The sequence below is a fragment of the Paraburkholderia sp. SIMBA_027 genome (assembly GCF_046535315.1).
Lineage (GTDB): Bacteria > Pseudomonadota > Gammaproteobacteria > Burkholderiales > Burkholderiaceae > Paraburkholderia > Paraburkholderia tropica.
The window spans coordinates 175,541-184,110 of sequence record NZ_JAWRWY010000018.1 but is presented as its reverse complement, the minus strand read 5'-3'; the positions used below and the strand labels follow the sequence as shown (position 1 = coordinate 184,110).

Genomic DNA, 8,570 nt, shown 5'->3' with positions numbered 1-8,570 from the left:
CTCTTCAGTTTAAACCTGTTACTGTTTTCGGTTCTTTCGAACCGGTCGCTCACTCAAAGCTGACAGGTATCTGAATTGCTTCAAAAACCTGACTTACTTTAGTGTGAGACTCTTGATACTTTTGCTTCTCCTGACCGGCTCCGAAGAACCGCTCAGGTCGCATCACCTATCAAGCGCCCACACTTATCGGCTGTAAATTTTTAAAGAACAATTTCGTCTCAATCGCTTCGTTTTCGTTCGCAGCGATCAGCGAAGGAGGCGAATTATGAATGCGATCCGACCTCGCGTCAAGCATATCTGCAAAATAATTTACGCGCCCTCTCGAGGCTACGTCAGCCTTCAAAAATTGCGGCAAATCGGTAGTAGGCAACAACATGACATAGAGTCACGCCCCCCCCCGGGCAGCTACCGTATTACAGCGCGCCAGGCAACGTGCCTGGTACTTATCATCCACCCGGCTTTAAAGGCCCACGATTTCTCGCACGACGCATGCATTAGCCTGGGCGGCCAAGTCCACGCCACCTGGCTAACGGAGCGTCTAAGTCGCTTGGGGCGGTCAGCGACCATCGGCAGACGGACACAATGGTTCTCCGTCATCCACTCGCACACGCGCGGTTACACACTCTGTTGACAAATCAAGACGACCGGTCATATTATGCGTTCAACCTAGGAGTAACGATCGATGGCCCGTCCGAGCATGAAGCAGGAAATCATTGAAGCCGGTCTTCAGACCCTTCATTTGTATGGATTCAACGGATCGGCGGTCGGCGACATCACTGGTGCGGCGGGCGTGCCCAAAGGCTCGTTCTACAACCACTTCGAGAGCAAGGACGCACTGGCCCTCGTCGCGCTGGACGCTTACTGGGAACGCGGCGCGGACCGGATCGCCGTGCTCGCCGATTCCAGCATCGACCCGGTCGAGCGTCTGCGCCACTATTTCGCCGCCCTCGCCGACTTCATCGCCGATAAGGATTTTCGCTACGGTTGCCTGATCGGCAATTTCAGCACGGAGTTGGCTTCGCACCATGAAGCGGTGCGAAGCCGCCTCGCGTCTTTATACGAAACCTGGACCCGCGCGATCGAAGCCTGCGTGCAGGAGACCATCGATGCAAAGCGCACGCCGCCAGCACTTTCCGCCCGCGACATCGCATCGTTCCTGCTGAATTCGTGGGAAGGCACGGTCCTCCGCGCCAAAGTGCAGCAGGATCGCGGTCCGCTCGACCTGTTCGCCAGCGTCATCTTCAGCACCCTGTTCAAATAACGCACAAAAGCCTTCGGGCTTTTTTTTGCAGACCATCTAAAACGACCGGTCATATTGGAGTTCGACATGAAACTGTTTGCGCCCTTCGCGTTGGGTCCGTTACCTCTGAAGCATCGCGTCGTCATGCCGCCGCTCACGCGTATGCGGGCGGATGCCGAGGGCGTGCCGTCGCCGTTGGCCGCGACCTACTACGGGCAGCGGGCCAGCGAGGGCGGACTGGTTATCGCCGAGGCCACGCAGATTTCACAGCAAGGCCAAGGCTATCCGCAGACGCCCGGCATCATCACCGACAATCAGGTCGTCGCCTGGCAGCGCGTCACGCAGGCCGTGAAGGCACGCGGCGCGGCGATGTTTCTCCAGCTTTGGCACGTCGGCCGCATTTCCCATTCGTCGTTCCAGCGCAATGGTTCGCCGCCCGTCGCACCGTCCGCCATCCAGCCCGCCGGCAACGCATTCACGAGCACGTTTGCGCGCGTGCCGTACGAAACGCCCCATGCGCTCGACGTGAACGAAATCGCGGCGATCGTCGCGGATTTCCGCAAGGCCGCAGAGAACGCGAAAGTCGCGGGTTTCGATGGCGTGGAGATTCACGGCGCGAACGGCTATCTCCTTCAACAGTTTCTCGAAGACAAGACCAACCACCGCACGGACCGCTACGGCGGATCGATCGAGAATCGCGCGCGCCTGCTTTTCGAGGTCATCGATGCTGTTGCCGACGTGTGGCCGCTCGAACGAATCGGGGTTCGCCTGTCCCCGTACTGCAACGTCGGTGACATTGCGGACAGCGATCCGCAGACGCTTTATCGATACGTCATTGGCGAGTTGTCCGAGCGGGGCATCGCCTATCTGCACCTGATCGAGTCGCAGACAAGTTGGGCATCCGCATCCATGAGCGCCACCCTGCGCGAAACGCCGAAGTCGATTGCCGCGCTTTTCCGCCCGTATTTCAAGGGCCCGTTGATCGCATCGGGCGGATTCACGCGCGAAAGCGCGGAGCGCACGCTCGTGGAAGGCCTCGCGGATCTGATCGCGTTCGGCCGGCCGTTCATCGCGAACCCCGATCTGCCGGACCGTCTGAAACGTGGCGCGAGCCTGAACGAAGCCGATCAGAAGACGTTCTACGGCGGCGCCGAACACGGCTACACCGACTATCGGGAACTCGCCGAAACCGCGCTTTAAGCGCACTTCCACAAGCCCATCGCAATCGGAGACAGCAATTGGTCGAACACATAAAACAGGCACTTTCGCAGGGCATTCTCACGCTCACCATCGCGCGCGCGGACAAGAAAAACGCCTTGACCAACGATATGTACGGCGCGCTCGCCGACGCCCTGACGCAAGCCGAAAAAGACGACGCCATTCGCGTCGTACTCATTCAGGCAGACGGCGACATGTTCACCGCGGGCAACGACCTCGCGGAATTTGCCGAGCAATCCGCCGGAAACGGGCCGGAAGAATTGCAGGTCGTTCGCTTCGTGCGCGCGCTCGCCAACGCGACGATCACGATCGTCGCGGCGGTGAACGGCAAGGCGGTCGGCATCGGCACGACGATGCTGCTCCATTGCGATCACGTGCTGCTCGCCGACGATGCACAGCTCATCACGCCGTTCGTCAATCTCGCGCTCGTTCCCGAAGCGGCGTCGAGCTATCTGCTGCCGCTCACGATCGGCCATGTGAAGGCGTTCGAGATGTTCGCGCTGGGCGATCCGGTGGACGCCGCCACCGCGGTGTCATGGGGCGTCGCGAACCGCGTGGTGCCCGCCGCGACGTTGCGTGAGGAAGCGCAACACGTTGCGGAGCGATTCGCTTCGAAGCCAGTCGGTTCGCTCACGGCGATGAAGCGACTGATGCGCGACGCGGCCCGGATCACCGATCAGGTCAACAGCGAGCGCTTCATCTTCAGGAAGCGCCTCAAGAGCGCGGAAGCCAAAGAAGCCTTCGCGGCGTTCGCCGACAAGCGCAAGCCCGACTTCACGAAAATCTCGGGCTAACGCGTAACGTCCAACGATCATGCGGCGCAATTGCCGGCCGCATTCAACCGATCCATCTGGAAACGAACATGAAAATTGCACTTCTCGCCGCGACCGGTCGCGCCGGTCTCACCATTCTTGCAGAGCTGGTCGCACGCGGCCATAGCGTCGTGGCCGTCGCGCGCAATCCTTCGAAGCTTCCCGAGCCGTTTCCGGGAACCGTGCGGGTCGTCCGCGATGATCTGGGCGATGCCGAGCGTCTCGCGCAAATCATTGCGGGCGTCGATGCCGTCGTCAGCGCGTTTGGTCCCGCGACCAGCGATCCGCGCTTCACGACCGACACGAGCTATACCGATCAGCTGGTTGAAGTCACCGAACGTGTCATTGCGGCCGTCGATCAAGCCGCGATCCCGCGTTTGCTCGTCGTCGGCGGCGCGGGCTCGCTGCAGTTCTCGCCGGGCGTGCGTGTGCTCGAATCGGGACATTGGCCTGCGCCCTACGTGCCGATCGCGACTTCGCATGTGAAGGCATTCGCCGCGCTGCGTGCATCGACGATCGACTGGACCTATTTCAGCCCGCCGATCCTGATCCAGCCGGGCGAACGCACCGGAAAATTCAGGCTGGGCAAGGACGATCTGATCCGCGACGCGGACGGCAAGAGCCACGTCTCGTTTGAAGATTATGCGGTTGCAGTAGTCGACGAACTTGAGCAGCCGCAAAACCGCTGCGCGCGCTTCACCGTCGGTTACTAGCGCGGCCTTACATGCCAATCTATTTGCCGACGATCTTAGTCTGCGGGTGTCGGCGATTCTGCTGGCTCTGCGTGGCAGGTCGGCAAATGAAACCTCTCGTCTCGCGGCTTTCATGAAGCCGCGGGCAGTTGAATGAACCGATGTGGACCGCTTGCCAACGTATACCTGCCGCTCAGCTTTGCAGGCCACGAAGCCGGCTCGGGGTTTCGCATGAAAGGCCGCGCCCACGGCGAGCGCCACGCTTGATCGTCGGGCGCAAGTCGGCCATGAGGCGCCGCTCATAGCCCCGTCCAAAACATGCGAAGTTTTGCCGTAGCTTTGCCAGAACTTCGAGGAACGTCTCAGCCAAAGGAAGGTGATGAAGCCTGCGACGGATATCAGAATGATGAACAAAAAATAGGCTCATTCTTTTCGCGTGATTGGCAACGTCCCACCAGGTCGTGCCATTTTGGATACGCTGTCAGCCATTTGCTCCGGTCGTAGGTGTCTATTACAGATTCGCCATGTAGGCACCTTAGCCTATCATGACGAGTGGCCGCCTCGTGGAAGGCGCGCTGTCCGCTTCGGGTCGACATCGCGTGTTCGATTTGAAGTCAGCACGCCGGGCACGGGTCAGAGCTTATCTATCGCTTGATACACTTGCTCGGAAACCGGTAGGAAAGAGGCGAATTTAATGACAACAACGCGGACGCGAGAGCCGCGATAACGCCAAAGCTGTGGAGCGGGATCTGCTTCATTGTGCAGCAGACCTAGTCCGCGTCAAGTAGATCCCCCATCGATATGCGGGCGAAGGTACGGCCGGAAACCGGCCACCGAGGACAGCAAGGCGTCGCGTTTCGAATTAGCTCGGTCGTGATTGACGACGCGCATGACCTCTTCCGTGCAAGAAGAGACAGAGCGGCACGCCGTCGGTGAATTGCAGAGATGGGTCGCGCTCAGCCGCACGGCGCGCGTACCCATACCATGTGATATGAAAGAAGAAGATCGCCGCCCTGTTCAGCAGCAGCGCGATTCTCACGCGACCCAAAAAAACTGGCGGAAAGCAGATGGAGTCGAACCATCCCGGGAACGGCTGACGTCCCCAACCGGGTTTGAAGCCCGGCCGCACCACCCGATGCGATTGCCTTCCTGTGACCACTCAACCTGCCAATGTCATCGCCCTTTGACCATATTTCACAGCCATTCATGCATACGGCTATCGGGTCTCAACACATGCAGTTCGCGCTGGAAACGAGTATATCCAACGCGATCGAAGAACTCCAGAATCTGAATCGCGCGTTTTCTCCCAAGACCCGACGCATCGCGAAACGCGGCCGCGCCCACGCCCTGCTCCTGAGCGAGCTTTGCCACCAGACGCGCAAGCTCATGCACGACATCCTGATCGTAAAACAGATCACGCACAATCTGATAAAGCCTGCCCAGCCGCGCCAATTTCCGCAACAGCGCGCGCACCTTTTCTTCGGATTCCTGCACGTCTTTCGCCAGATCGCGCACCCACGGCGGATCGTAGCGGCCTAGCGCGATCAAGGGCATGAGGCGCGCGGCCAAGGCTTCCTCCTGCGCATCCAGCGTCACCGCATGCGAAGGCAGATGCAGCCACGGCCCGCTTCTCGCGATACGTCCTTCGTCGACGAGCGCATCCACCGCCGCGCGCCAGACCGTATCGCTGACCAGCGGCGCCGCCATGCGCCGCAAGCGCGACGCGTCCGGCCCCTGCTCGTCGGGCGAGCGCGCATGAAAATCGCCCAGCACCTCGACGATGCGCGCCGCGAGACGCGTCCAGTGATCGCGCGCGAGCACGACCGCTTCCTCGGTGCGTCCTTGCGCGGCGATCGTCACAGCATCCGCGGGCAACGCGAGCGTATCGGCGGCCTGTCCGGTTAGCTGCGTGAGCGTCGCGAACGCGAGACCGCGCGGCGCTTCGGCAATCAGCGCATCGATGCGTCCTTCGTCGAGCCACACGCGCAACGCGTCGAGCCACGCGCGACGCTCCGGCGTGCGTCTGCGCCGCGACGGACCGAACGGATCGAGCACGCGCCCGCCGCCCACCGTGCGGCTCGCCTGCGCATTGCGCACGATAAAACGGTCGCCCGGCAGCGCATGCAGCGGCGCGTCGAACACGAGTTGCACGCGCGCCGTTTCGCCCGCGCCCAGCGCATCGCCGTCGAGCAGCGCGACGTTGGCGACGCGATGCGTCGTCCCCAAATGGACGTGCAGCGGCGACCAGTGCGTGAGCGTGATGCCCGCATCGACGAGCAGATGCAGTTCGACGTCGAGACGCGTCGCCGTTTGCGCAAGCCGCGCGTCGACGATCCAGTCGCCGCGCGCGATCTGCGCCTTGTCGATGCCCGCGAGATTGAGCGCGCAACGCTCGCCCGCGCGTCCGGTGTCGGCGGCGCGGTTTTGCGCGTGGATGCTGCGCACGCGCACCGTTTCGCCGGCGGGCGCGAGCAGCATGGCGTCGCCGGTCTGCACGCGTCCCGCGAACACCGTGCCGGTCACCACCGTGCCCTGCCCCGTCAACGTGAACACGCGATCGACGGCCAGCCGGAACAGGCCGTCGTCGCGGCGCGCCTGCCACGCGGTCGCGCGCTCACGCAGGAACGCATCGAGTTGCGCGACACCCGCGTCGCCGGGCTGCGTCGCGTTCGTTTCGAAGCACGGCGCGCCCGCCAATACGCCCGGCGCGAGCCACGCGTCGATTTCCGCGCGCACTTGCGCGAGCCGCGCGGCGTCCACGCGATCGGTTTTGGTCAACGCGATCGCACCGTGCGTGACGCCCAGCAATTGCAGAATCGCCAGATGCTCGCGCGTTTGCGGCATCACGCCGTCGTCGGCAGCAATCACGAGCAGGGCGAAGTCGATACCGCACGCGCCCGCCGCCATCGTATGCACGAGTTTTTCGTGGCCCGGCACGTCGATGAAACCGAGCACGTCGCCGTTCGCGAGCGGCGTGTACGCATAGCCGAGTTCGATCGAAATGCCGCGCGCCTTCTCTTCTTTAAGGCGGTCCGTGTCGACGCCGGTCAGCGCGCGTACGAGCGTGGTCTTGCCGTGATCGATATGCCCTGCTGTCCCGACGATCACAGGCGCAACTCCGCGAATTGCGCGATGAAGGCCGCTTCGTCCGCGCCTTCGACGCAGCGCAGATCGAGACGCAAGGCGTCGTCGGCAATGCGGCCGATCACGGGACGCGGCAGCGCGCGCAACGCGCGCTCCAGCTTGAGCAACGCGCGCCCGCTGCCGCCCTTGCCCGCGTGGCGAATCGCGAAGCCGCTGCTCGGCAGCAGATCGACGGGCAATGCGCCGCTGCCGATCTGGCTGAACATCGGTTCGATATTGGCCGTGTAGCCGTCGCCGAGCGCGCGCTGCAAAGCAGGCAATGCGCGCGTGGCGGCGTCGTGCATCTCCTGCGCGGGACGCGTGAGCAGACGCAGCGTGGTGAGCCGTTCGCGCAGCAGTTCGGGCGCGCGATAAAGCCGCAGCACGGGTTCGAGCGCGGCGAGCGTGAGCTTGCCCACGCGCAGCGCGCGCTTGAGCGGATGCTTCTTGATCTTCGCGATGAGTTCCTTGCGCCCGACGATCAAACCGGCCTGCGGTCCGCCGAGCAATTTGTCGCCGCTGAAGGTCACGAGATCCGCGCCCGCTTCCACGGTTTCGCGCACCGTGGGTTCGGCGGGCAGGCCCCATTGCGTGAGGTCCGCGAGCGTGCCGCTGCCGAGATCGACCGCCACGGGCAAACCATGCTGACGCGCGAGCGGCGCGAGTTCGTCGAGTTCGACGGTCTTCGTGAAGCCGCTGATCGCATAGTTGCTGCAATGAACTTTCATCAGCAGTGCGGTGCGTTCGCTGATCGCAGCCTCGTAGTCTTTCAGATGCGTGCGATTGGTCGTGCCGACTTCGCGCAGACGCGCGCCCGCGCGGCTCATGATGTCGGGAATGCGAAACGCGCCGCCAATCTCCACGAGTTCGCCGCGCGAGACGATCACATCCTTGCGCGCGGCCAACGCCGAGAGCGACAGCAGCACCGCCGCCGCATTGTTGTTGACGACGGTCGCCGCTTCCGCGCCCGTGAGTTCGCAGATGAGTTCGTCGATCAGATCGTCGCGATCGCCGCGCTTGCCGGTCGCCAGATCGAATTCCAGATTCGCGGGTTGCGTGAGCGCCTGCACGACGGCGCGCACCGCTTCGTCGGGCAATAACGCGCGGCCCAGATTCGTGTGGAGCACGGTGCCGGTGAGATTGAACACGGCGCGCAGCGCGCTTTGTGCGCGCGCCTGCAAGGTGATCGAAGCGGCGTCGATCACGCGGGCGATGGAAAACGGCGCGGCGTCGGCGCTGGCGTTCGCGTCGGGTTTCAAGGTGCCCGCCTGCGCTTCGCGCCGCCAGCCGTCGAGGGTCGCGCGTATCGCCGCGAGCACCTGCGTGCGCCCGTATTCGACGATCAGCGGTTGCGCGTCTTCAGACGCGATCACGCGTTCCACCGCGGGCATCTGCGCGAGCATCGCGTTGAGCGCGCGCGCATCGGTCGTGCCGGACTCGCCGGACTCGTCGGACTTGTCGGACGAAGCCCCGTGTTGCAGTTCC

6 protein-coding genes and 1 tRNA gene are annotated in these 8,570 nt (G+C 62.9%); 4 read left to right on the top strand and 3 right to left on the bottom strand.

Translation table 11 applies throughout. From position 1 onward, the window contains the following. Positions 1 to 682 precede the first annotated feature (682 nt). From SB764_RS30160 to SB764_RS30145, 4 genes are all read left to right on the top strand, one after another. Complete coding sequence (locus tag SB764_RS30160; protein WP_074986639.1) at positions 683 to 1,261, top strand: TetR family transcriptional regulator C-terminal domain-containing protein; 579 nt, start codon at positions 683 to 685, stop codon at positions 1,259 to 1,261. 66 nt (positions 1,262 to 1,327) lie between these two features. Continuing rightward, complete coding sequence (locus tag SB764_RS30155) at positions 1,328 to 2,440, top strand: alkene reductase (protein ID WP_410865877.1); 1,113 nt, start codon at positions 1,328 to 1,330, stop codon at positions 2,438 to 2,440. Between the two features lie 38 nt (positions 2,441 to 2,478). Continuing rightward, the gene (locus SB764_RS30150) at positions 2,479 to 3,252 is read left to right on the top strand and encodes an enoyl-CoA hydratase-related protein (protein WP_410865876.1); all 774 of its coding nucleotides are present in this window, start codon (positions 2,479 to 2,481) and stop codon (positions 3,250 to 3,252) included. 68 nt (positions 3,253 to 3,320) lie between these two features. Next, positions 3,321 to 3,983 carry an NAD(P)-dependent oxidoreductase gene (locus SB764_RS30145; protein WP_410865875.1) on the top strand — a complete coding sequence of 221 codons (663 nt, stop codon included), beginning with the start codon at positions 3,321 to 3,323 and terminating at the stop codon, positions 3,981 to 3,983. Between the two features lie 1,033 nt (positions 3,984 to 5,016). Here the strand turns inward: SB764_RS30145 and SB764_RS30140 are convergent. The 3 genes from SB764_RS30140 to selA all read right to left on the bottom strand — a co-directional run bounded on the left by SB764_RS30140 (position 5,017) and on the right by selA (position 8,488). Beyond that, positions 5,017 to 5,112: transfer RNA gene (locus SB764_RS30140), tRNA-Sec, on the bottom strand. Between the two features lie 44 nt (positions 5,113 to 5,156). Further along, positions 5,157 to 7,070 carry a selenocysteine-specific translation elongation factor gene (gene selB / locus SB764_RS30135; protein WP_110328383.1) on the bottom strand — a complete coding sequence of 638 codons (1,914 nt, stop codon included), beginning with the start codon at positions 7,068 to 7,070 and terminating at the stop codon, positions 5,157 to 5,159. Then, positions 7,067 to 8,488 (bottom strand): L-seryl-tRNA(Sec) selenium transferase, encoded by a 1,422-nt coding sequence (gene selA / locus SB764_RS30130; RefSeq protein ID WP_410865886.1) that lies wholly within the window; start codon positions 8,486 to 8,488, stop codon positions 7,067 to 7,069. The genes selB and selA overlap by 4 nt, the downstream gene beginning before the upstream one ends. Between the last annotated feature and the right edge of the window lie 82 nt (positions 8,489 to 8,570).